This is a genomic window from uncultured Chitinophaga sp., assembly GCF_937898475.1.
Taxonomy (GTDB): Bacteria; Bacteroidota; Bacteroidia; order Chitinophagales; family Chitinophagaceae; genus Chitinophaga.
This window is the reverse complement of sequence record NZ_CALEJS010000010.1, coordinates 142,775-167,967: the sequence shown is the minus strand read 5'-3', so window position 1 is coordinate 167,967 and position 25,193 is coordinate 142,775. Positions and strand designations below refer to the sequence as shown.

Here is a 25,193-nt window from a genome sequence, read left to right as displayed (position 1 = left end):
TACTAATCCGTTGCTACTTGGTAATGCGGATCTTCCATTACATTTACGTCGATCACCGATGCTGCATTTTTCAGCAGCACGCGGCAGTCCTCACTCAGGTAACGCAGATGCAGTTTCTTACCTGCTTTCTGATAGCGTTCTGTCAGTTTGTTCAATGCTTCAATAGCGCTCATGTCGGCCACCCTGCTTTCCCTGAAGTCGATGATCACCTCAGCCGGGTCATTTTGTACGTCAAATTTCTCCAGGAAGGTGGTAACCGAACCAAAGAACAGGGGACCGAATATTTCATAATGTTTGACACCCTGGTCGTCTGTATATTTCCTCGCACGTATCCTTTTGGCGCTTTCCCAGGCAAATACCAGCGCTGATATAATGACACCTATCAGCACTGCGAGCGCCAGGTTATGCAGCCATACGGTGACAATTGCAACGAGTATACCTACAAACACGTCCTGACGGGGCATTTTATTGATGATCTTCAAACTGATCCATTCAAATGTACCAATGGCTACCATGATCATTACGCCTACCAGCGCAGCCATTGGAACACGCTCAATAACAGGTGCGCCGAAAAGAATGATCAGCAGGATGGTGTGTGCGGCAATAATGCCCGACAGCCTTGCCCTGGAACCGGCCGAAAGGTTAACAAAAGACTGGGCGATCATCGCGCAACCACCCATTCCCGTAAAAAAGCCATTGAATATATTAGCTGTTCCCTGTGCCACCGCTTCCTTGTTGCCGCGGCCTTTAGTTCCGGTGATCTCATCCACCACGTTAAGTGTAAGCAGCGTTTCAATAAGACCAACTCCTGCCATCACAAGCGAATAAGGGAAAATGGTCCTTAGCATGTCCAGGCTAAAGGGTACCGCAGGCACATGGAACGGCGGAAAGCCGCCACTGATGGAAGCAATATCTTTAACGGTTTTGGTTTCAATGCCCAGGCCTAACACCAGTAAAAACACAACAACAATGGCCACCAGTGACGCGGGAACTGCCTTGGTGATTTTCGGCACCAGTATCACGATCAGGATGGTGAGCAGCACAAGTCCGAGCATAATCCATAATGCAGAGCCGGATAACCAGGCGGCGCCACTGGCGCTGCTTACTTTAAATTGTTGTATCTGAGCCATGAAAATGATCACGGCCAGGCCATTTACAAAACCGTACATAACAGGTTGCGGCACCAGCCGGATAAACTTTCCCAACCTGAAGAGACCAACTACTATCTGTAAGACTCCTGCCAATGCTACCGCTGCGAAAACATACTCCACACCATGACTTTGCATCAGCGCGATCAGCACAACTACCGTAGCGCCTGCACCACCTGATACCATACCCGGCCTGCCGCCCAACACAGCGGTAATCAGGCCCATCAGAAAAGCCGCGTAAAGACCCGTTAAGGGAGAAAGTCCTGCCAGGATGGCAAATGACAGCGATTCCGGGATCATGGTCATGGCTACCGTAAGGCCAGCCAATACCTCGGTCTTGTAATTGATTTTTTGCGAGAAATCAAATAAATTGAAGTAAGCCTTCATGTGGGAAAGATTAAAAAGTAAAAAACGAAAACTGGATGTGAGTGACAGAAAAGAACCTGGCTCCGTTTAAAGAAACGTGCATGATAGTTAAAATAACTATCAGGGTGGTGTAAGCTGTGATGATATAGTAATGCTGTTCATTCGGCAGCAAAAATAGGAATATTCCCCCGGTTTGCAAGCTGCTGATGCGGTAGGTACGCCTGCAGCATGGCTGTCAGGCCACAATACCGGGAACCTGACAACAACGCACGGCGACTTATTTTTATCCGCAATTAAAATAAATCTTATGAACAATCGTCAATTAAACTATTGGGAATTACCAATACTTCGCTCCCACTGATCATTGGAATATAAAGTTGTAAACAGCATACTGAATCATGCAGGACCTCTCCAGAATATTATATACGTTAACACAGCATGAAAAGCTTTTTATCATGGTCAGATCCAACAGAACCGGGTTGCCATCTGATGAACTGATAGAAAAATTCATGCAGCCACACAAACAAGCGCAATACTTTTTCCTGTTCATGAAAAAGGGGCATGCCTTGCATAAGGTAGATATGCAGCCGATAAATGTGCAGAACAACCAACTATTGTTTGTGCTTCCACAACAAATCCATATACTGCCATCGCACCAGCATGAATGGGAATATTACAAGCTAGGTATTGACGACCATTGTCTTTCGCTGCTTCCTAAATCATTTCCATTTCTCATTAACCCCTTGCAGCACCAGATACTGTCAATTAAAGAGGATGCCGTACAACGGCTCTCCTGGGCCTTTGAAAGCCTTCGTCAGCTTTTACTGGTAAGAAATTCACCCACTGCATTGATCCTTTCTTACCTTGATAGCGTATTAACTGAGATCAACCATGCATACTTCCAGGACCAGGAAATACAGTCGGGTTCCAATGAAAAGTTAACCAAATACATTGCGTTCAAACTGCTGGTAGAAGAGGAGCTGACACAGCATCTCTCCATTGAGGAGATCTGTAAACGCCTCGCAGTAAATGCAACCCACCTTTATAACATTGTAAAGGAATTCTCTGGTCTCTCTGCTAAAGAATACCTTAACCAGCGCCTGATACTTGAGGCGCAACGCAAATTATACTACAACGAAATATCGGTAAAAGAAGTAGCCTTTGAGCTTGGGTTCAATGATCCGGATTACTTTTCCAGGCTGTTCCGGAAAATAACAGGAAATACAGTTTCCCGGTTTGTTTCATCCATCCGGGATTTGTCCGGTAATTAAGGTGATTTGTCCGGCTGGCAGACTGTTCACCCAGCTACCTTTGTCCTATCAAAAAACATTCATCATGAAAGTATTGAAAAGACAACTGGGAAAAGGTGGACCGGAGGTAACGGCGGTCGGGTTAGGATGTATGGGAATGTCCGGTGCTTATGGCCAGGCTGACGAAAAAGAATCGGTTACAACCATTGAGCGTGCACTGGAGTTGGGCGCCAACTTTCTGGACACAGCAGATTTTTACAGGGCTGGTCATAATGAAGAGCTGATCGCGAAAGCTATCAAAGGTAAACGGGAACGGGCATTTCTTTCTGTAAAATCAGGAATGATGCTGGCCCCCGCAAAAGGTGGCATGCCCGGATATAGCAGGGTAAACGCCAGCCCGGAATACCTGAAGAATGCAATAGTGTATAGCCTGCAGCGTCTGAAAACGGATTACATTGACCTTTATACGCCTGCAAGAGTAGATCCTGCTATACCGATAGAAGAAACCATCGGCGCCCTGGCAGAATTTGTGCAGGCTGGCGTTATTCGTTATATCGGTTTATCAGAGGCTTCTGCCGCTACGATCAGGAGAGCTGCGAAGGTGCATCCCATCACCGCCTTACAGATAGAATATTCTTTGTGGAGCAGGGATATCGAGCGGGAGGTGCTGCCCGCATTGAGAGCAGAAGGTATTGGCCTGGTAGCATATTCTCCCTTAAGCCGTGGTTTGTTAAGCGGTGAGATCCAAAAGCCGGAGGATATAAAAGATAACCGTATACATATGCCGAGGTTCCAGGGAGATAATTTCATTAAGAACCTGGAGCTGGTAGAGAAGGTGAAAGAACTGGCAGCGCAGAAAAATTGCACCCCTTCCCAGCTGGCGATTGCATGGGTACTGGCGCAGGGGGATGATATTATTGCAATACCCGGAACGAAAAGGGTGAAATACCTGGAGGAGAACCTGGGAGCAGCAGAAGTTAAATTAACAGAGGATGAATTGAATACAATAGACGGCATACTACCGGCGGGAAGTGTTGCGGGAGATAGGTATCCGGAAATGTTCATGAAGCATTTGAATGGGTAGATAGGACAATGGCACGTTAAGAATCCGGGCCCCGGCTATAACCGGGGCTTTTTGCTAAAACAAGCCCTTACTGCGTGTCACCTCATACCACCCTACAAAAACCCCACAAAGATGTTAGTCCCCTACCACAAATTAATCCTACATTCGTTTCACATCAGCCAATTGCACCCCCAAATTTTAACCACCCTCTATTGGAAACTATACCACCATTGATATGAAAAAGCTATTAGTCATTCCCATTGTCCTTTTATCTCTTGCTTTACCCAAAGCAACCACTAATGCCACCGGCTCTTCTTCTTACTCCCATTTCATTCCTTCCGCCGATTGCGGCACCTATAAAGGCAAGGCGCTTAACCGTGGCCCAAAAGGCGGCTGCTATTACATCAACAAGAACGGCAATAAAACATATGTAGACAGGTCTTTATGTAAATGTTAATTTCTAACGAATGCACCCAAAGGGAGGCCGGCTTATTCAAGCCAGCCTCCCGTCTATTGATAGCTGGCCCGGACTAAAACCGGTTATCCCGGTAAAAGATCGCTGAAAATGTCTATCTTCGCCCTCGTATGCAACTCATACATACCACATATCGCCCGTCTGCCGGAATGATTGCCGCCTAACGCAGCTGGTTAGTGAACACTACTTAATTTCCACTGCGTTTCTTTACTCCGTTATTCATATGCATTTATGAACCTATGCCCTGTTGCCCGGACACTACTGTTTTGTCCGCACACAGCGCTGAAACCTATTTCAACAATGTTATCATCATTATCATCATATGGCTGGAACAGCCATTTTGAACATCATTATACAACCTTTATCCGGCATGACCTCGAAGCCGGACGGGTAATTGCTATCAACGGCTACAACCACACTATCATCACTCCCACCGGGCCTTCTCCTGCCATGCTGGCGGGTTCGCTCATGAATGGCAAAGAAACCTGGGAGCTGCCAAAAGTAGGCGACTGGATCGTTTGTAAACACTATTACGATCAAAGCATCATTGTCGATGTCCTCCCCCGGCTTAATGCGTTGAGCCGCAAGCTCCCTGGTAAAAGCAGTCAGCAACAGGTAATCGCCGCTAATATAGACGCCGCCCTGATCATCCAGGGACTCAATCGCGATTTTAACCTCCCGCGGCTGCAACGTTACCTGCAGCAGGTATATCAATGCGGCATCCAGGCCATTGTTATCCTGAACAAACAAGACCTTGCAGATGCGCCGGAAGCCTGCCGACAGGAGGTGCTGTCACTGGGATATGATTGCCCTGTGCTGCTCACCAGCGCATTAGATCATGATCAGCTGAACGGTTGGGCCACCCGGTACCTGCTTCCCGGCAAGACCTTCGCCCTGCTGGGCTCATCCGGCGTAGGGAAAAGCACCCTGTTCAACAGCCTCTCCGGCCTGGCAATGCAAAAAGAAGGTAGTGTGAGTTCCTACAATAACAAAGGCAAACATACCACCACCTCCAGGCAGCTGGTGCTGTTGCCCAACGGCAGTATGCTTATTGATTCGCCGGGAATGCGGGAATTTGGCCTCACCCTGGATGCAGATGACGGCGTAAGCTTCTATCACCCGATGATCGAAGAACTATCTGGGCAATGCCGCTTCCGGGACTGCTTACACCAACAGGAGCCCGGCTGTGCGGTAACAGCTGCGCTTGAGCAGGGCAAATTGCCGCCAGCCGTGTATCACAATTACCTGAAACTGATCCGCGAACAATATCATTACCAGGCAAGTGCCCTGGCAAAGAAAAGAATGGAACAACAATTCGGCAAAATATCCAAACAGGTAAATTCCCTGCGCAAAAAGCGGAAGTACTAAAACAGTGTTGCTTACCGGTTCCCTGAAAATATCAGGGTGCTGGTATGCAACTATTTAGCTGCCACCGCATCTTTGATATAAAACCCTGCATGCCTGCATCCGCCCGCGCCCTGTGGATAGACCATCTCCGTTCTGCCATCACCGTATTGGTAGTGGCCCATCACTCTTCCCTGGCCTATACTACTTTCGCCAGTTTTAATAAGCAGGCATATATCTTATCCACCCATCCCATTGTTGACAAAGAACGCTGGATAGGGCTTGATATCTTCGAAAATTTCAACGACGTATTTTTTATGTCGCTGATGTTCTTTATCAGCGGCATGTTTGTATTACCCAGCCTCACCAGGAAAGGCGTCACTGCATTTATACGCGACCGCTTCTATCGCCTGTTCCTTCCGTTTGCTGCGGGCGTTACTTTACTAATGATGCTGGCTTATTATCCCGCCTACTATATAGCTCATGGCAGCCACAGTATCAAAGGTTATGTTATCGATTACTTTACCACTGAAGCATGGCCGGTTGGTCCGCCATGGTTTATTTGGGTGCTCTTTCTCTATAATATCATATTTGCTTTACTGTTTCCATTGTTAAAGAATAAAACTATCGGGAGCTTTCGCCCGGGTGTACTTGTCTCCGGCCTCGTAGTGATCACCTGGATATTATATGTACCGATGGCGATGTGGGTAGGCCCCTATACCTGGACTGGCATCGGGCCCTTTGACTTCCAGAAAAGCAGGATACTGCTGTATTTCGCTTACTTTTTGCTGGGCGCGCTTGCTGGTAATAAAAGATATGGCGACGGAATATTCTCCGGTAAATTTATAGCACTATGGCCGCTTTGGATAGCCGCCTGCCTGTTGATGTATATCTTACTCACAGTCATTTCTGCGCCACTCAGGCAACTGGTAGCACAGGAAAAAATATCTTCAATGACCGGCTGGCTCGTCTACTATACCGTGTATGTTCTTTCCTGCAGCTTAAGTTGTATTGCCTTGGTCACTTCCTTTAAAGCGCTGGTACAGGCGCCTAAAAGCTGGTGGACATTCCTCTCTGCTAACGCTTACAGCATTTACCTGCTGCATTACATCTTTGTCGTATGGTGCCAGTATGCTTTGCTTTCCATTTCAGCACCTGCCTTTATTAAATTCATTATTACGTTTATAGTTGCATTATCCGGCAGCTGGATCGTCAGTCATCTGATCAGGAAACATCCGCTGATCAGAAAGTACTTATAGTGGTGAAGTACTTTGGGCAAGCACTTTCCAGGTATGTTCGATGTTTGCGTGAGGCTTGATCATATGCGGGTGAAAAGGGATGATGCTTTCCCCGCGTTGTACACGCAACGGAAAATCGGGATTGGCCATCGCAGCCTTACCAATTGCTATCAGGTCTGCATGTCCTTCCTCCAGTACCTGCCTCGCCAACTTCGGTTGGTGTAGTCCGCCATTGGCGATCACGGGTACACCTGTAAGTTGTTTTGCCAATCCTGTGTATGAGCTACCATCAGGGTAAGTGGCTTCTGCAGCCCAGTTGCCCGCCTCCGCTGCAATATGGATATAATCTGGTTTTACGGTAGCCACTTCAGATAGTATTGTCTTCGCTGTTACAGGTCCATCCGCCCATCGATAATGCAGGTTGTTCACTTTACCTTCTGATAAACGCAGGCCAATGATAAAGTCTGGTGGTACAACTGCTCTTATTGCTTCAATGATTTCCTTTATTATGCGGAAACGGTTAGGAATGCTTCCACCATACAGATCCGTTCGTAAGTTGATATCGTCTGTCATAAACTGATCCAGCAAATAACCATTGGCGGCATGCAGTTCTACTCCATCAAAACCAGCCGCCAAGGCACGCAGGGCCGATTGTACGAAGCCCTGTTTAACCAGCGTTATCTCCGTTATCGTCATGGCATGCGGTATAGGAAAAGGGCCGTCACCTCCTCCATATTCCTGCATTTTCTTACCAAGCGGCAATACTGCAGACGGCGCCCAGGTAGTTGGAAGATGCTGTGATATAGCGCCAGCGTGCATCAGCTGCGCAATAAATACGGCTCCATGCTGTTTTACACGCAACGTTACATGCTTCCATCCGGCTTGCTGATCCATCGTTACCAAACCAGGTTGTCGCGGATAGGCCTGCGCTGCTATATCATCTGTATAAATTCCTTCTGTAATGATCAGGCTGAAACCGCCTGATGCAAATGCCTCATAGTAAGCTTGCATGTTAGCCGTAGGAACGCCGTCAAAACCGGCGCTCACACGTGACATCGGCGCTACTGCAAACCTGTTCCTGAGCAGGTGGGTGCCTAAATGAAGTGCATTAAAAACTGCGGGAGTGAATTCATTATTTGTGTACATAACATTCAATTTTATGCACACAAAATTGTTACAGATATAACCGGATGCCGTTAAACTAATTTAATAAATACAATTAAAATAGTTTAATGAGATTCTGTCATTTCCCAACGCAAATACACTACGCAATGTGATACTACCTTTACAGTATTGATCGCAGAAATACTATTGCTACTCAAGTCAACTCCAGGCTTGCAGGTAACGAAGCGCATCACCCGTTCGTATACCACCAGCCCGGAGATGACGGAGGGCATTACTACTTAATACCTACGCCAGTGACAGTACGATTTCGCCTGGAGGACATGACTTCCAGGTATTCAATTGTCATTCTTCTTCCCGGTGGCCCAGCTTTGCCCTGATCTGGCTCAGGAATACCGGCGTAATGCCAAGATAAGAGGCTATATACTTTTGAGGTACGCGCTGCACCAGTTGCGGATAGTGCTGTAGCAGATCAACGTAGCGGGCTTCTCCATTCATGCTGATATTGTTGAGGATACGGCGGTTTTGCGCCAGGTATGCGTTCTGATGCAGTATACGAAAGAAGCGTTCAAAGACCGGCGCCTCCGCATACAGGCGTTCCAGTGAGGGCTTGTCCAGCTGCAACACCCTAACCGGTGTAAGGGCTTCAATATTCACCCGGGCAGCTGTATGATGCAAAAAACTTTCCAGGTCAGTGATCCACCAGTCTTCCAGCGCAAAGTGCAGGGTATGTTCATCCCCTTTGTCATCTACAAAAAATGAGCGCAGGCATCCATCCAGCACATAGCTTTCGTAACGGCATACATCACCTGCCTGCAGCAGGAACTGTTTACGCAACAGCTGCCGGGTACTTACCAGGGAAATAAACAACTCCTGCTCTTCCGCAGTAAGTGATACATGACGTGCTAAATGCTGCAGAATTTGCTGGTGAATTGGTTCCATGTTACAATATTACTGATACCCTGTTAACTTCCGGGCGCATAGCACTTGTTGTGAAGGAACTCCACAGGCTGCCATTGATGGTGAGAAATTTTGTCAGGTACGGATCATTGTCAACAAAAGTTGTCAGTTTGTGTGCTGCCAGTTCTTCCGAAGTGTCAGCTATTTATGAAGGAATGATCCTTTTCAGCTGCAGGTTGGTAACGGGCGCTACCACCAGCGGGTACTTCTCGATGGTCACGTAGCTGGAATCCAGTCCGAAACCCCGCTCTTCTGACAGGCTGATCTTCTTGAGGAAAAAGTACATCCGCATCACCAGTCTTTCATACAAGGGAAGATCATTATCATGCGAGAGGAATTTTTCCATTACAATGAACTGGAAATCGCCCACTACATTGTTCTTGCTCAGCGATTCATAACGGCTGGTAATGTTCACTTCCTTATTGCGCACCATATCTTCCACCACCATCCTGAACATCAGGTTAATGCGCTGTTCTACCTTAAACCCGAGGCGGAATTCTACGCGGATCACTTCATTGGGAATGATGGTCTGTACGGAGTATTCACTGAGGTAAGGTTCGTCTACCACATCCACATGTACAAACCAGTAAATATCGGCGCGTTTGGGTTTCTTGTTAAGGATGGAGTAAATGATCTTGTGCTCTATCTCTTTGGGGTTATCGGCGCTGCTCATATACACCAGGTGAGTGGCATGCTTGGGAATGGAGGTATCATTGCTCAGCTCCTGCAATATGGGCAGATAATCTTCCAGGCGTACAAATTCCACGTAACGGTTCTTGATCTTGCGCGACTTAAACCATACCAACATTACCGCAAACAGGCCGCCTGCCACTATTACGGTAACGTAGCCGCCGTGCATGAATTTTACGAGGTTGGCAAACAGGAAAGAGAATTCGATGGTCAGGTAGATCACCAGGTACAATAGCACCCAAGAGACCCGTACCCTGCGTGTATACAGGTAGAATGCAAACAGACAGGAGGTCATGAGCATACAGATAGTGATAGACAGTCCGTAAGCGGCCTCCATGGCGCCGGATTCCTGGAAAATAAGCACGATGGCGGTACATCCTACAAACAGCATGACATTGATACCGGGGATGAACAGCTGCCCTCTCATTTCTGTGGGGTAGTTGATTTTCAGCTTGGGCCAGAGGTTCAGGCGCATTGCTTCTGAGATAAGCGTGAATGATCCGGAGATCAGGGCCTGGCTGGCGATAACGGAGGCCATGGTGGCTATCAGCACGCCAAATATCACGAACCACTCGGGCATAATGGTAAAGAAGGGATTCTGGTCTTTCAGCAGTATCTGGCCACGCTGTGTTAGTAACCAGGCGCCTTGTCCCAGGTAATTGATGATCAGGCACGTCTTTACGAAGATCCAGGATATACGGATGTTCCCCCGACCGCAGTGGCCCAGGTCGGAATACAGGGCTTCGGCTCCCGTGGTACAAAGGAATACCGCGCCTAATATCAGGAACCCTTTCGGGTAGGTGGTTAACAATTCTATAGCGTAGTGCGGGCTGAATGCTTTCAATACCGTAACGTCATCTGCAATATGCGCCAGCCCTAATATGCCAAGCATAGAGAACCAGATTACCATGATAGGTCCAAACAGCCGCCCGATAGATACGGTGCCAAACTGCTGCATGAAGAAAAGCCCGGCGATGATGATCAGTACGATCTTGACAATCGTCCACTGATCCAGGTCTTTGAACACTTCCAGGGTGCGGAGACCTTCTATAGCGGAAGTAACCGTAATGGGTGGGGTGATAATACCGTCTGCCAGAAGGGCGGCGCCGCCTATCATTCCGAATATGACTGCCCATTTTGCATGCCGTCTTACCAGGGCGTACAGCGAGAAGATGCCGCCTTCTCCCTTATTATCGGCCTGCAGGGTTAGTATTACATATTTAATGGTAGTTTGAAGGGTTAAGGTCCAGATGATGCAGGAGATGCCACCTACCACCAGCAGGTCACTGACAGGATTGGAACCCATGATGGCTTTGAAAACATACAAAGGGGAGGTACCTATATCACCGTATATAATACCCAGAGCAACCACAAAACCCGCCAGGCTGACCTTGTTAATATCTATTCTCACTCTTAATGTAAATTAGTTGTAAGGCGGTCAAAATTACGGCAATAATCAATAACAAATACCTGAAAAGAGAAAGTCCCCCGTCATAGACGGAGGACTTTCTGCAATATCATCTAGTGTAGTACACCGCTGTATTAGTTAGCAGGAGCTAAGTCAACAGTGCTGGACTCACCAGGAGTGTTTTGTTTGATGAAACGACCCCTATCGATACCCTGCTTGTCAGCCAGGTAGTCGATCACAGCGTCAACCCTTCTGCTGCTCAGGTCAACACCACCTTTTTTGCCTTTGGCACCGGCATGGCCGGTAACCAGTACATTACACTCAGGGCTGGTTCTCAGTGTGTTTGCAACACTGCTCAGGATAGCTTCGTTGTCAGAGGAGATCTTGGTAGAGCTGCCTTTGAAAGCTACGCTGGGGAATACCAGGCTAGCGCAGGTAGTTTTTTGTATGTTTTTGCAGCACTCGGGATCCGGGCATTGGCCAACACCATCAGCGTCAACAGGCTGGCAATAAGTCGGAGTGATCAGCTGTTTGTCTTTGTAGTCAGGAACACCGTCACCGTCAGTATCTTTAGCTACACCGTGAACGTCTACAGGAGCACCTGCAGGAGTGTTCGGCTCGCGGTCGAACTGGTCAGTTACACCGTCGCCGTCAGCGTCAGGCAGAACGGGAGTAGGCAGTTTCATGTGACGGGGAGAGCTCAGCTCGTTGTAGGAGTAATCCAGAGGATTCAGCCACCACAGCGGCTCTACGCGTTTAGCAGTGCTACCGATGTTGAAGTTCAGGCGAACGCTGGTGTAGGAGAAGAAATCCTTGCTAGCGTCATAAGCACCTGAATTATAACCGTCTAAGTAGTCATCAAACGGCATAGTGAATTTCTGCTCTACGCCGATGTTGAAACGTTTAGAAACTTTGAAAGCGATACCAGTACCGAAGTCAACAGCGTGACGCCATAACTGGTTGTCACTTTTACGGCCGATCTGAGCCCTGTTGCCCTGAGAAGGAGCGTTAGACTCATAATCGCCATCCAGGATGTTCTTGATCTGGTCTTTAATATCTTTACGTTTGCCGGTGAAATCAACACCCCTGAAGTCATATCCGTTACCGGATGCGTCAACAGCGTCAACATCTACGTCAGCCAGTATAAGGCTATAACCGCCAAATACATACCAGTTAACTTTAGGCTGTGATTTGTAGAACAGGATGTTGCTCAGGGAAGCGATCATGTCGATAGATGCCTGGTGAGTAGCTGTTTTGTAGTTAGGTACAATACGGCCACCATTCAGTGCTGCTGTTCTAGCCCAGTTGTTGTTGCCACCAGCAGTGTTAACAGGACGCAGCTGATAGTCCAGACCACGGTCAAATGAACCGGTATATTCAGCCCTTACAGAGAAAGTGTGACCCAGAGATTTCCTTAAGGAGATACCGCCACCGAAACCAGGTCTGGCGTCCATATCGCCCCTGATAAAGTGATAACCGCCGTGGAACCCAATTTCCCACATGTCACGGGGCTTAGCGGGATAATCGTACTGGTGGTTACTGAAATTGTTCTGTTGAGCCGCCCTAGATGCAGGAACCTTAGAGGAATCCAGGACATCGTAGTAAGGCTGAACTTGTGCAAAACTGGTCGACGCCGCTAGAAGACTCATAGCGCCTGCCAGTAATAAGTACTTTTTGCTTGCCATAATTGTTTTCTATTTAAAAACTGTTAAAGATTTACTAATAACCCGTTTTTTACCCAGCAAAGGTAAAAATCATAAATGAATATACAAATTTTTCTTACAATATTATTTGTATTGATAACTACTTCAATAACAAAGGTTAGGTAAAACAATTGTTATACCTTAAATTGCTAATTTGTTATCGGATAACAAACGTATTGTTAACGTAATGTTATACCGTTATATACAAATTAGGGGCCAAAATTGTTAAAACTTTGATATTTTAGGCATAGCTTAGCAATCTTTTTCACAAATACATGGACGAAATTAAACACCTGATCAGTAAGGAATTACATGATTTCGAGAATAAGTTTGCGGATTCTGTAAAAAGCCATGTCCCATTGCTGGACAGGATCATGCATTACATCGTAAAACGCAAGGGAAAACAGATCAGGCCAATGTTTGTATTGCTTTCCGCCCGGCTATTCGGCCCGGACGTCCAGGAAAGCACCTACCGCGCAGCCGCACTGGTAGAACTGCTGCATACCGCTACCCTCGTACACGACGACGTAGTGGACGACGCCAATGAAAGAAGAGGCTTTTTTTCCATTAATGCATTGTGGAAGAACAAGATAGCTGTCCTGGTAGGCGATTACCTCCTGTCTAAAGGCCTGCTGCTGTCTCTTAACAACCATGATTACAGAACTTTACAGATACTGACCGAGGCCGTGAAGGAAATGAGTGAAGGTGAACTCCTCCAGATGGAAAAAACCCGCAAGCTGAATATCCGCGAAGACGTTTACTTTGAAATTATTCGCCGTAAAACAGCCTCCCTCCTCGCAGCTGCATGCGCCGCAGGCGCCTGGAGCACCACCGGACTGGATGACGCTACCGAAAAAATGCGCCTCTTCGGAGAAAAAGTAGGCATCGCCTTCCAGATCAAAGACGACCTCTTTGATTATGGAGCAGACAAGATCGGCAAACCTACCGGCATAGATATCAGGGAGAAAAAACTGACTCTCCCGCTCATCTATACCCTCCAGCACGCAGACCCGGAAACCCGCCGCCGCATTATCTACATCGTCAAAAATCATAATACCGACAAGGATAAAGTGGCGGAAGTGATTGGCCTGGTGAAAAGCTCCGGCGGTATTGACTATACCAGGGATAAAATGTTCCAGTACCGGGATGAAGCCCTGGAAGTGCTGAACAGCTTTCCTGAAAATGATATCAGGAACGGACTGGAGCAGTTAGTACGTTTTACTACAGACAGAACGTTTTAAAAGTCTGAGGGTTTAAGGGGTTGAGCGTTCGATAATTTGAAGGTGTCACAAATAAACAACGTTCCTTCAAACTATCAAACCTTCAGACTTTCAAACGGAAAATACTTTTTCATGCAGAAACGCTGGACCGTAAAGTCTTATCAACCAAAAGAAGAGGCATCGCTGCGGCAAGCGCTGGGCATACATCCTTTATTATGCCGGCTGCTGGTTCAACGCGGTATTCATACCTATGAAGCCGCCAAGCAGTTTTTCCGCCCTTCCCTGGCTGATCTGCACGATCCATGGAGCATGAAGGATATGGACAAAGCCGTCACCCGCATTGAACAAGCTTTCTTCCGCCAGGAAAAAATACTGATATACGGCGACTATGATGTAGATGGCACCACCGCTGTCGCCACCGTATTCGACTTCCTCCAGCGTATCTACCCGAAAATAGAATATTATATCCCCCATCGCTACCGCGAGGGATACGGTATCTCTGAAGCTGGCATTACTTACGCTATTGAAAATGATTTCAGCCTGGTAATCACGCTGGACTGCGGTATCAAATCCATCGCCCACATCACCGGTGCAAAAGAGAAAGGCATTGATTTTATCATCTGTGATCACCACCTGCCGGATGCCATCCTGCCCCCCGCCGTGGCCATCCTCAACCCCAAACAATACGACTGTCCGTACCCTTATAAAGAACTGAGCGGATGCGGCATCGGTTTTAAGCTGATCACTGCACTCGGACAAAAACTCGGTCTACCCGAACAACAGTCCCTTCGCTATCTCGATCTGGTAGCCACCAGCATCGCCGCGGATATTGTCCCTATGACGGGAGAGAACAGAACCCTTGCTTATCATGGTCTCAAAAAGGTCAATGAAGATCCCCTGCCAGGTATAAAAGCTTTGATCCAACTGAGCGCACTGAAAGAAAAGCTTACCATCTCCAACCTGGTATTTGTGATTGCCCCGCGCGTAAATGCCGCCGGCAGAATGGATGATGCGCGTAAAGCGGTGAACCTCTTCATCGAAAACGATCTTGACAAGGCGATGGAAATAGCCGCTGTACTGCACGCGGATAATTTTGACCGCAAGGAGATCGATAGCTACATCACCAAGGAAGCTGTGGCCCTGATCCAGAACGATGCTGCCCTCGCCACCCGCAAAAGCACGGTGCTGTTTAAAGCAGACTGGCACAAAGGTGTTGTAGGCATTGTAGCCTCCCGCCTGATCGATAAATACTTTTACCGCCCTACCATCATCCTGACACAAAGCAACGACCAGGTAGCCGGCTCCGCCCGATCTGTTACAGGGTTTAATGTATATGAAGCCATTCACCAGTGTAAAGACCTGCTGGAAAATTACGGCGGACATTTCTACGCAGCTGGCATGACGCTGAAACCCGAGAACGTAGAAGCCTTCCGGCAAAAGTTTGAAGAGGTAGTAGCCACCACCATCGATCCCGAATTACTGATACCCGAGATCGTCATCGATACAGAGATCAGCTTCGCCGATGTACACAAACAATTCTTCAATATCCTCAAACAATTTGAACCACTGGGCCCTGAAAACCTGCGCCCCGTCTTCCTTGCACGCAATGTAATGGATGCCGGGTTTTCTAAAATTGTGAAGGATGAGCATATCAAATTCTCCATCAAACAGGAAAAATACGGACCCGTATTCTCGGGTATCGGCTTCTTCCTGGCCAGCAAATTTGAAGTGATGGACAACCGTCAGCCCTTTGATATGGTATTTACCATTGATGAAAATGAATGGAACGGCAAAACCATGCTGCAGTTCAAAGTGATAGATATCAGGCCCGCTATCAGCCGCTAGCTACCCTGCTATTGTTGAAGTATCCAATCTCCGTTTTTCAGTTCATATATCTCTTAAAATAAAAAGTCCCGTTCAGGCCAGACCTGAACGGGACTATCACAAAAATTATCGTTTGAAGTCTTAAACCAATTATACTTCTAACGATAAAATGCAAACTTTTATTGTAAGATGATCTTGCTCTTCTTCTCTCCACCGAGGAGCTCTACACTGCGGTTTACAAAGGCAGTCAGATCTGCGCCGGTGAGTAAGTTCTGTGAAAGCAACGCCAGATCTGCCAAGTTGCGTACCAGCTTCTGTTGTTTATCATCGTCTTTTTCATCAAGTACCTGTTGGTAAATAGGATGATTGGCATTCACCGTCATCGTGATCTCATCCGGCATATTGGCATACCAGCTCATACCACCGCCCATGGAAGCCATGTCTTTCATACGACGCATAAATTCTGAACGGGTAACGATCACCGGCAAACCTTCTGCACTCAGGCCTTTCAGCTCTACCTTGATATTGGGCTGCGTAACCTGGGCGCCAAAAAGGTCTTTCAGTTTGGTTTCCTGGTCCTGCGTCAGCACATGTTCATTCTTCTCATCCTTATCGATCAGGTTGTCGGCAATATCAGCATCCACACGGGTGAACTGTACGTTCTCCCATTTCATTTCCATGTTGTTAATGAAGGCAGCATCCACAATGGTTTCCAGCTTCACTACCAGGAAGCCTTTTGCTTTGGCGGCCTGTATATAGCTATCCTGCTGTACCGGATTGGTAGCATACAGGATTACCAGTTTATTATCCTTGTTGGTTTGCAGGGCCTGCGCTTCCTGGCGATATTCTTCCAGTGTATAGAACTTGCCGCCTTCCACGCTTTCCATGATATGGAACTTGTTGGCTTTCTCCAGGAATTTATCATCCGTCATCATACCGTACTTCGCGAACAGGCCGATGGATTCCCATTTTTCTTCAAAGCCTTTGCGGTCGTTACGGAACATTTCATCCAGCTTGTCTGCCACTTTCTTGGTGATGTGTGCATTGATCTTTTTCACGTTGGGATCACCCTGCAGGTAGCTGCGGCTCACGTTCAGCGGAATATCCGGGCTGTCTATCACACCGTGCAGCAGCATCAGGAACTCCGGCACAATATCTTTCACTTCATCTGTTACATACACCTGGTTGGAGTACAGGTTGATCTTATCCTTCTGTATTTCGTAGCTCTTGGTGATCTTCGGGAAATACAATACACCGGTGAGGTTGAAGGGATAATCCACATTCAGATGTATCCAGAACAGCGGCGCTTCCGAGAAAGGATACAGTTTCTTATAGAAATCCTGGTAGTCCTGGGCCGTCAGTTCTGAGGGCTTGCGTGTCCACACAGGTGTAGTATCGTTGATCTGCTTGTCTTCATATTTAATGGGAATGGGCAGGAACTTACAGAACTTTTCCAGGATGTTGCGGATGCGGTTCTCATCCAGGAACTCTGCACTTTCTTCATTGATATGCAGCACAATATCAGTGCCCCTGTCTTCCTTGGCGGTTTCTTCCAGCTGGTATTCCGGGCTGCCATCGCATTCCCAGCGCACTGCAGTGGTATCGGGCCTCCAGGAGCGGGTAAAGATCTCTACCTGGTCGCTCACCATAAAGGAAGAATAGAAACCCAGGCCGAAATGCCCTATAATGTTGGTGCCTTCATTCTGACCTTTATATTTTTTCAGGAACTCTTCTGCACCTGAAAAGGCCACCTGGTTAATGTATTTATCCACCTCTTCGGCCGTCATGCCCACACCGCGGTCGGAAATGGTGAGTGTCTTTTTCTCTTTGTCCAGTTTAATGCTGATTTCGAGGGTTCCCAGTTCTCCTTTAAATTCGCCAACACTGGCCAGGGTTTTGAGCTTCTGCGTGGCATCCACAGCATTGCTCACCAGCTCGCGAATAAATATCTCATGATCAGAGTAGAGAAATTTTTTGATAATGGGGAAGATGTTTTCTGTTTGTACGCGTATAGCACCTTTCTGCATGAGTAAACTATTTTTTTGACCCTCTTGCGTTTCCAAAGGCCGTGCCAGCGGAAACACGGCTGACAAACTGTCCGGCTACCCTTTCCACATCCCCCACCCTGCATAACCGAAAAATGTATATATTTAGGAATTAACAAATAGTTCATCAACCGGTTGCCATAAAGCCCGCGCACAAGTTGTATTTTGGCCCGGTAAATCCCCGTGAGAAAATCCTAATCTTAAACCTGGAAAATCCCAAATGCGTATGCTTAGACTTTTACACCCTCTGTTACTGGTAACAGCCCTGTTTTCCGGTTCACAGCTAAACGCCCAAACACAGCCTGTACCGCAGGCCCTGCCCTACCAACAGCAATTTGATGCCCTGGCACACAACGCGAACACCTACCCGGCCGGCTGGCAGGGTTGGACGTTGAGCGGGTCTCCCTCCGGCAACTTCAACACGGCCGCCCCTACAGGTGATAAAGCCCTGATGGCCAACGGCAGCGCATCGTCCACTACCAACGGCGTCTATAACTATAACAGTAAATTAGGCTTCCTCAACAGCGGCTCCGCAGATAATGCACTGGTATTGGCCCTCAATACCAGCGGACAGCTGAATATTTCGTTCAGCTACGATGTAATGACCCTGCGCAACCCCTATGATGGCGGCAGCAATACCCGCATCAACGAGGTTAGCCTGCAATACCGCATTGGCAGCACGGGCGCCTTTACCAACGTACCTGGCACGCTTTACCAGAACGATACCACTCAGCAAACCACCTCCGGCCTTACTACACCGCAGCGCCTTGTCAATATTGCAGTGACCCTGCCTCCTGAGTGCAGCAACCAGGCGCTGGTGCAGTTGCGCTGGGTAAACCGCCAGGTCAGCGGCGCTGGTTCAAGGCCTGGTTTTGCCGTAGATAATATCCTGGCCGCAGGCAGCGGAGGCGATACCATCGCCCCCGCCATCAGCTCACTACTACCCGCCAGCGGCGATTCATCGGTGGCGCCGGCTACCCGTCCGCAGATCACCTTCACTGAAAACATTAAAATCGGCGCAGGCAATATCGTCCTTCATAATGCCACCAACGGCAGCCAGCAGGTATTTGATGTTAACAGTCCGGCGGTAAGCATAAGTGCCAATACCCTTACGCTGACCGCATCGCTGCAGCCCCTCCAAAATTACTATATCACGCTCGACAGCGCCGCAGTAACAGACCTGTCAGGTAATCCCTTTGCCGGGATCAGTGGGGCATCCGGCTGGTATTTCCGTACGGCGGAGCAGCAGCTCACCTTCAACTTCAATGATTGTACCCCCAATGGCAGCAGCAATATCTCCGGTGGATTCATCCAATACAGCATTAGCGGCTCCCAGCTCTGGGGCTGTACCACCTTCGGACAGAACAGCAGCAATGGCGTACAGATCAACGGATTCAGCGGCGGCCCGAGAGAAAATGAAGACTGGCTCATTTCGCCTGCCTTTGATCTCAGCGGCTTCAACTATCCGCTGCTGCGCTTCTCCAGCCGCACGGCGTTTTCAGGTCCTTCGCTCCGGCTGATGGTGAGTACCGATTATGATGGTCACAGCGACCCGCACACCGCCAGCTGGACACTGCTGAATGGCCGCTTCCCGGCAGAAGGCTCTGACGTATGGCAGCTGTCTGATAGCATCAGCCTGGGCGCCGTATTGCAAGACAGCGTGTACATCGCCTTCCTATATACTTCTTCGCCAACCCTGAACGCCGCCCGATGGACACTGGACGATGTGAGCGTGTTTAACAGCCCGGTGGCGCCTCGGCCCAGCCTGACCCTCAGCACCAATACGCTGGACTTTGATTATGTACCGGTATCCCAGCAATCTACGCCGCAAAACTTCACCTTCTGGGGCAACGATCTGACAGATTCGCTGTTCATCGAAGCACCCGCCGCCTTCCTGGTTGCGAAAGATAGTGCGGGACCTTACTCCAGCTTCCTGACCTATTGGGAGCCTGACGCCGGACAACAGACCGTATGGGTGAAATTTGCGCCGAATGCTGCCAACCAGCAGTTCAGCGACAGCCTGCGTTTCATCACAGATGGACTGAAAGGTGGTACTGTACGCCTGAGCGGCACTTCCCTCCGTTCCCTGAAAGTGGTGAACTGGAACATCGAATGGTTTGGCAGCCCTGCCCAGGATCCGTCTGATGACGACCTGCAGCAAGCCAACGTAACCACGGTACTTAAAAAACTGGATGCCGACATATTCGCCCTGGCAGAAGTAGTGGATACCGCCCGCTTCAAAGCCGTGGTAAACCAGCTGCCGGGTTACAGCTATATAATATCCGACTTCGGCTCCTATGCCGACAGCATCGGGGACCCGGATTATGTAAGCGCCCAGAAACTGGCCTTCGTATACAAAACAGCTACTATCAGGGGTATCCGCTCGTACGGCATGCTCCGCCGCGGAGGCAGCGACAGCGCCTACTTTAACTGGTCGTCCGGCCGCTTCCCCTTCCTGTTTGAAACAACAGCTACCTTAAATGGCGACAGCGCCCGCATCCAGTTCGTACTGCTGCATTCCAAAGCTAATACCGGGAATGCAGCTGACAAGATCGAGTCCTGGCACCGCCGCAGAAACGGGGCTAAAGAGCTGAAAGACAGCCTGGATGCACAATATCAGTACAGCAACTTTATTGTGCTGGGCGACTTTAACGATGCGTTCAACAAAACCATCACTACCGAGCTGGCCCCCGATACGACCACCTCTTATATTGATTTTGTGAATGACACGGCGGATTATAAACTGCTGACACTGCCCCTGTCGCTCGCCGGACAAAGGTCCACCGTTTCCTTCCCCACTGTGATAGACAACGTCATGGCCTCCAATGAAATGGCCCAGGCCTACCTGCCCGGCTCTGCCATTATCTATACACAGGCGGCCCAGCTGGTTAGCAGCTATGGCACCACCACTACAGACCATTACCCGGTGGTCAGCCGCTATCAGCTGCACGTATTAGCTAACCGCAACCCCATCGAAAACTTCCGGGCGGTGGTAGACAGCGGTATCGTGAAACTGAGCTGGCGCACCCCTTATGAAACCAATACCGCCCGCTTCATCGTAGAAAGGTCTCGTAACCAGCGCGATTACAACGCGATAGATACAGTAGCGGCCCGGGGCACCACCACTCTGCCCGCTAACTATCAATCCGCTGATTACTCACCCTGGTTAGGCCGGTCGTACTACCGGCTGAAGCTGGTGGGGCTGGATGGCGCCATTAAATACAGCCAGGTACAGAGCGTGAACGTAAATCTGAAAGACCTGCTGTGGCGCCTGATCTGGTGCATTATTGGTCACCGCTTACAGCTATGGGTAGATGCAGATAAAACAGGCAGCGGACCGGCGACAGTGCAGCTGATAGACCTGCAGGGAAGGGTTCGGGCGCAGGGTAACCTCAACCTGGTTAAGGGACGTAATTATAAAGAAATGGATATCAGCAGGTTACCAAACGGCATTTACCTGTTACGCATACAAACCAGGGAGGGCTCCCAGGTAAGTAAGATACTTGTGACACACTAGATCTATATTGAATAAGCCTGAAATGGAGGCCGTCCGGAAATTCCGGACGGCCCTTATTTTTATGATGTTATTTTAAAAAAAAGTGGAACAGCATGGAGAAAGCATAGAGAACACAAGGAAAAGGAAGGCAAATATGGCTCCCGGGGAAACTATCCTGGCCTCAAAATGAGGGAACTGAAGACCCTGGTATGCAACCGTGTTATTGCTCCGGCGTCAGCGCCGGGTGATGGAATAACATTTAATCTGCCAGTAGCATGTAATTCAACCTCTTACGCTTAACAAAAACATTAGCCCCTCTCCAACCCCGGTATTTACCCGGCCCTCTTACCAAAAATCTCCCGAAATTTAATACCATAGCCGCTATTGTACGCTTGGGAATTGAAATAGGAATTGTATCTTTGCACTCCCAATTTTATTGGGGATAATTTATTTAATCAAATTTTTAAAACAGGGAAAATGAACAATTACGAATTGATGGTGATCTTTACCCCTGTGCTTTCTGAAGACGACTATAAAGCCGCTCAGAAAAAATTCGCTGACCTCGTAAAAGAGAACGGCGGAGAAATAGTGCACGAAAATCCCTGGGGATTAAGATCACTGGCGTACCCAATCCAGAAGAAAACCACGGGCATGTACCTGGTTCTGGAGTACAAGGCGCCATCCGACCTCAATGAGAAGCTGAAAATTCAGCTGAACCGCGATGAAAATGTATTACGCCACATGATCACTGCGCTTGACAAGTACGCTGTTGAATACAACGGCAGAAAAAGACATGGCGTGAGTGCTGATTCTAAAACCGTAGAAGCTTAAAGTTATGGCAGTAAAACAAGAAATTAAGTACTTAACCGCCGTTAAACAGGAGAAGCGCCAGAAGAAATACTGCCGCTTCAAGAAAATGGGCATCAAGTACGTGGATTATAAAGACGCGGAATTCCTGAAGAAGTTCCTCAATGATCAGGGTAAAATGCTGCCCCGCCGTATTACGGGTAACTCTCTGAAATTTCAGCGTAAAGTAGCCCAGGCTATTAAGAAAGCTCGTCAAATGGCTTTATTGCCTTATGTTACTGACCTTTTAAAGTAAGAAAAAGTTATGCAGATCATCTTAATACAAGACGTTGATAACCTGGGCCAGAAAAATGAACTGGTAAGCGTGAAGAACGGTTACGCCAGGAACTTTCTGATCCCCCAGAAATTTGCAGTAGAAGCCAGCCCTTCCAACATGAAGCAGCTTCAGGAGCGCCTGAAAGTGCAGAAAGTGAAGGAAGAGAAACTGCTGTCTGAAATTGCAAAAGTGGTGGAAGTCCTGAAAGCTGCCCCTGTTAAAATTGGCGCTAAAACCGGTACTTCCGGCAAAATATTCGGTAGCGTAACTGGTGTGCAGATCGCACGTGCTATTAAAGAGCAGAAAGGTTACGAAATTGACCGCCGTCGTATCCACATCCTCGATGATGTTAAGGAATTAGGCACTTACAAAGCTAAGATCGATTTCGGTAAAGGCAACGAAGCTGAACTGGAATTCGAAGTAGTAGCTGAGTAATCAAAGTGAAAAGCAACGAAGAAAATAAAAAGCGCGAAGATTATCCTTCGCGCTTTTTTTATTTTTAATTACTACCTTTTATTTGCTCCAGGCGTTGCGCAGGAAACGCAGCCAGTTACCATGCATTACGTTCTCAATATCCGTTGCGGAATATCCACGTTTCTCCAGCAGGGTGGCTACCTTTTGCAGGTCTGCAATGGTTTCAAGATCGTAAGGACATTGTTCCTTACCAAAGGCGCCGTCCAGGTCTGAGCCAATGCCTACATGCAACGCGTTTCCGGCCAGTTGGCAAATATGATCCAGGTGATCGATCATTACTTCCAGTGAGCAGTTCATCGCCTGCGGATCAGATACCCCTCTCTCCCATCCGGGCAGCATCATCCAGGCATCCAGGGCGCCGCCAATAACGGCATTACGGGCGATCAGTTCTTTGATCTGCTCATCACTGAACTGGCGGTTATGATCTACCAGTGCGCGGCAGTTATTATGACTGGCCCATACGGGACCATTGAAATGATCCATGGCATCCCAGAAACTGTCGTCACAAAGATGGGTGGCATCGAGGATAATATTGAGCCGTTCCATTTCTTTCAGTAACTCGTGTCCCAGCGGTGTCATCTTACCGGTTGCATCTGTACCCTGTGCATAACGCCCGGGACCGTAATGCGCCGGCCCCACGGCACGCAGGCCATATTCGTATGCCCATTGCAGATAGTAAGTATCCACAATAGAATCTGCGCCCTCCAGGCTAAGGATGTACCCGATGGGTTTCTGATCGTTCGGCTTCTCGTTATTCCACACCGCCAGGTGACGGTCCAGTGAAGTAAGATCCGTAATAGCTACCATCTCTCCTGCTTCTTCCATCGCCTGGTACCAGGCCAGCTGACCCTGCGTCTGGGCCCATGCCTGTTCAGGAGAGAACCAGCCTGGAAGCGGGTTATCAGGCGCCACAAAGCGCGCTATCTGTGTAGCCACTACAAGGCCGATATTTCCTTTACGCAACTCAGGCAGGGCAACTACCCCGCGGCCACGATCCGGTTTATCCGTCAGGCCTTTTTCTCTTGCTCTTATTTCGTTTACTGGTAACCGTAAGTTACGGTTCCATTCCATGGCATTCATGCTCAGGTCGAGGTGTGCATCTATGATAAACACGGTATTGATTTTTGTTGCTTAAATTATTATGCTTCTGTCCCTTGCAATCACCTCCCAGGTTCCGGCATAAGCATTGTCTACGATGGTATATGCCTTATCATACAGCGCTACGGTGGGGCATATATGATAAGGCACTCCGTAAAATACTGTTCCTATAGGGTACGCTCCTGCATCCGGTACTTTCAGTACAAGGTGCTCTTCACTCTGCGATACGGGTGTTGCGTCGGGGGCATTAAGGAAATGCACACGGTTGGTCAGCGCATTTTCGGCTGCTATGGATTTATGCCCCAGGTCAAGACAGATCAGCTGATCGCCCGGATGGGAGATCACCCTGGCCAATACCAGGGCTGCATAATGATAGCTTTGCTCAGACAGGTGTTGCTGATATCCCCAATCCCAGAACACAAAAGTACCCGGACTGCAGTCAATGTCCTTTCGCTTTGCATGTATGGGAAAGGTAGGACTACCACCCGCCACGATGCGGGGCTGCGCGAAACCTTTTGCCGTGATAGCTGCTGCTAATGCAGTTACCTGCTCATAAGCGGCATTGCAACGCGATGTGCGCAGCTCAAAATCATCATCATGCAAATGTCCATCGTATGCATGCAGGCCCACCGGCACAATGCCCGGCAGCGTATGCAGCTGGGCATACAGATCCAGCGCGGCAGCACCGGGCACAATGCCCGTACGGTGCTGGCCCAGGTTCAGATCCAGCCACACCTGCAGCGGCTGCTGCAGTGCTGAAAACTGATTGGAGATCGCAGTAGCGGCCTGCAGGTCATCTACCAGGCAGGAGAACATTGTACGCGGATATGCACGTACCAATGCCGCCAGCCGCGCTATCTTAGGACCGGCCGGCTGATAGGCCAGCAAAGCGTCTGCTGCGTTTACCTTCCCCAGCATTTCAGCTTCTGCAATGGTGGCACATTTGAATTGCCGAATGCCTGCATCCTGCATCAGTTGTACCACCTCTGCCATTTTATTGGTCTTTACGTGGGGGCGTAAACGTTGCACATCATCTATCGCTGCCTTCACTGCATCTATATTCTCCCGTATCCTGGCAGGATATACCAGTAATGCGGGAGAATCAAGCTGATCAACATTATTGATAGTATACCACACGGCTGTTGC

General features: G+C 48.5%; 19 protein-coding genes. 11 read left to right on the top strand and 8 right to left on the bottom strand.

The annotated features are described in order from the left end of the window. Positions 1 to 2 precede the first annotated feature (2 nt). The gene (locus Q0577_RS01110) at positions 3 to 1,535 is read right to left on the bottom strand and encodes a SulP family inorganic anion transporter (protein WP_298731929.1); all 1,533 of its coding nucleotides are present in this window, start codon (positions 1,533 to 1,535) and stop codon (positions 3 to 5) included. 434 nt (positions 1,536 to 1,969) lie between these two features. Between Q0577_RS01110 and Q0577_RS01105 the strand changes: the two genes are divergently transcribed. From Q0577_RS01105 to Q0577_RS01085, 5 genes are all read left to right on the top strand, one after another. Then, a complete protein-coding gene (locus Q0577_RS01105) occupies positions 1,970 to 2,785 on the top strand; it encodes an AraC family transcriptional regulator (protein ID WP_298731926.1) in 816 nt (271 codons plus the stop codon). A gap of 64 nt (positions 2,786 to 2,849) precedes the next feature. Further along, complete coding sequence (locus Q0577_RS01100; protein ID WP_298731924.1) at positions 2,850 to 3,848, top strand: aldo/keto reductase; 999 nt, start codon at positions 2,850 to 2,852, stop codon at positions 3,846 to 3,848. A gap of 214 nt (positions 3,849 to 4,062) precedes the next feature. Beyond that, entirely contained in the window at positions 4,063 to 4,284 is a 222-nt protein-coding gene (locus tag Q0577_RS01095) for a hypothetical protein (RefSeq protein WP_298731922.1), read from the top strand. Between the two features lie 318 nt (positions 4,285 to 4,602). Continuing rightward, complete coding sequence (gene rsgA / locus Q0577_RS01090; protein WP_298731920.1) at positions 4,603 to 5,670, top strand: ribosome small subunit-dependent GTPase A; 1,068 nt, start codon at positions 4,603 to 4,605, stop codon at positions 5,668 to 5,670. A 44-nt stretch (positions 5,671 to 5,714) separates the two neighbouring features. Continuing rightward, entirely contained in the window at positions 5,715 to 6,905 is a 1,191-nt protein-coding gene (locus Q0577_RS01085; protein ID WP_298731919.1) for an acyltransferase, read from the top strand. Here Q0577_RS01085 and Q0577_RS01080 read toward each other — a convergent pair. The 4 genes from Q0577_RS01080 to Q0577_RS01065 form a co-directional block, all read right to left on the bottom strand. Continuing rightward, complete coding sequence (locus Q0577_RS01080; protein WP_298731918.1) at positions 6,900 to 8,030, bottom strand: NADH:flavin oxidoreductase; 1,131 nt, start codon at positions 8,028 to 8,030, stop codon at positions 6,900 to 6,902. The genes Q0577_RS01085 and Q0577_RS01080 overlap by 6 nt on opposite strands. A gap of 321 nt (positions 8,031 to 8,351) precedes the next feature. After that, positions 8,352 to 8,948 (bottom strand): Crp/Fnr family transcriptional regulator, encoded by a 597-nt coding sequence (locus Q0577_RS01075; protein ID WP_298731917.1) that lies wholly within the window; start codon positions 8,946 to 8,948, stop codon positions 8,352 to 8,354. 163 nt (positions 8,949 to 9,111) lie between these two features. Then, a complete protein-coding gene (locus Q0577_RS01070) occupies positions 9,112 to 11,067 on the bottom strand; it encodes a KUP/HAK/KT family potassium transporter (protein ID WP_298731916.1) in 1,956 nt (651 codons plus the stop codon). A 131-nt stretch (positions 11,068 to 11,198) separates the two neighbouring features. Continuing rightward, a complete protein-coding gene (locus tag Q0577_RS01065; protein WP_298731915.1) occupies positions 11,199 to 12,749 on the bottom strand; it encodes an OmpA family protein in 1,551 nt (516 codons plus the stop codon). Positions 12,750 to 13,042: 293 nt separating this feature from the next. On the opposite strand from Q0577_RS01065, the gene Q0577_RS01060 reads away from it, so the two are divergent. Together Q0577_RS01060 and recJ are read left to right on the top strand one after the other, a co-directional pair. Then, entirely contained in the window at positions 13,043 to 14,008 is a 966-nt protein-coding gene (locus Q0577_RS01060) for a polyprenyl synthetase family protein (RefSeq protein ID WP_298731914.1), read from the top strand. Between the two features lie 111 nt (positions 14,009 to 14,119). Further along, entirely contained in the window at positions 14,120 to 15,832 is a 1,713-nt protein-coding gene (recJ, locus tag Q0577_RS01055; RefSeq protein ID WP_298731912.1) for a single-stranded-DNA-specific exonuclease RecJ, read from the top strand. Positions 15,833 to 15,990: 158 nt separating this feature from the next. Here the strand turns inward: recJ and htpG are convergent, their stop codons facing one another. Then, a complete protein-coding gene (htpG, locus tag Q0577_RS01050; protein WP_298731911.1) occupies positions 15,991 to 17,838 on the bottom strand; it encodes a molecular chaperone HtpG in 1,848 nt (615 codons plus the stop codon). Between the two features lie 244 nt (positions 17,839 to 18,082). On the opposite strand from htpG, the gene Q0577_RS01045 reads away from it, so the two are divergent. The 4 genes from Q0577_RS01045 to rplI all read left to right on the top strand — a co-directional run bounded on the left by Q0577_RS01045 (position 18,083) and on the right by rplI (position 22,910). After that, positions 18,083 to 21,373 (top strand): Ig-like domain-containing protein, encoded by a 3,291-nt coding sequence (locus Q0577_RS01045; RefSeq protein ID WP_298731909.1) that lies wholly within the window; start codon positions 18,083 to 18,085, stop codon positions 21,371 to 21,373. Between the two features lie 456 nt (positions 21,374 to 21,829). Further along, positions 21,830 to 22,183, top strand: a complete 354-nt coding sequence (gene rpsF / locus Q0577_RS01040; RefSeq protein WP_298731907.1) for a 30S ribosomal protein S6 — start codon at positions 21,830 to 21,832, stop codon at positions 22,181 to 22,183. Positions 22,184 to 22,187: 4 nt separating this feature from the next. Next, positions 22,188 to 22,454: a 30S ribosomal protein S18 gene (gene rpsR / locus Q0577_RS01035; RefSeq protein WP_298731905.1), complete on the top strand. Its 267-nt coding sequence runs from the start codon at positions 22,188 to 22,190 to the stop codon at positions 22,452 to 22,454. 9 nt (positions 22,455 to 22,463) lie between these two features. Continuing rightward, a complete protein-coding gene (rplI, locus tag Q0577_RS01030) occupies positions 22,464 to 22,910 on the top strand; it encodes a 50S ribosomal protein L9 (RefSeq protein ID WP_298731903.1) in 447 nt (148 codons plus the stop codon). 78 nt (positions 22,911 to 22,988) lie between these two features. Here the strand turns inward: rplI and Q0577_RS01025 are convergent, their stop codons facing one another. Together Q0577_RS01025 and Q0577_RS01020 are read right to left on the bottom strand one after the other, a co-directional pair. Further along, positions 22,989 to 24,062, bottom strand: a complete 1,074-nt coding sequence (locus tag Q0577_RS01025) for a membrane dipeptidase (protein WP_298731901.1) — start codon at positions 24,060 to 24,062, stop codon at positions 22,989 to 22,991. Between the two features lie 18 nt (positions 24,063 to 24,080). Beyond that, positions 24,081 to 25,184, bottom strand: a complete 1,104-nt coding sequence (locus tag Q0577_RS01020) for a D-TA family PLP-dependent enzyme (RefSeq protein ID WP_298731899.1) — start codon at positions 25,182 to 25,184, stop codon at positions 24,081 to 24,083. Positions 25,185 to 25,193: the final 9 nt, after the last annotated feature.